Genomic DNA, 219 nt, shown 5'->3' with positions numbered 1-219 from the left:
AAGGTGCCATACAGACGGACGGGTATGCCGCTTATGGTACACTTGAAAAGATAAAAGGTATCATCGTCATATGCTGTTGGGCACATGCCAGACGCTACTTTGAGAGGGCTTTGAAGCATGACAAGGCCAGGGCGGAGTATGCCATGACCATTATAGGCATGCTCTATGACGTGGAACGTATAGCCGATGACGACAACATGAATGCACAGCAGCGTATGG

General features: G+C 49.3%; 1 protein-coding gene. It reads left to right on the top strand.

The window, feature by feature from the left end:
- Positions 1 to 219: IS66 family transposase (locus tag H6A27_RS15905; protein WP_204509233.1), on the top strand; the 219-nt coding region annotated here is incomplete at both ends.

It is taken from the genome of Bacteroides caecigallinarum (assembly GCF_016902295.1).
In the GTDB taxonomy this organism is placed as follows: Bacteria; Bacteroidota; Bacteroidia; order Bacteroidales; family Bacteroidaceae; genus Phocaeicola; species Phocaeicola caecigallinarum_A.
The sequence above is the reverse complement of the archived record's forward strand: the minus strand, read 5'-3'. Positions and strand labels throughout refer to the sequence as shown.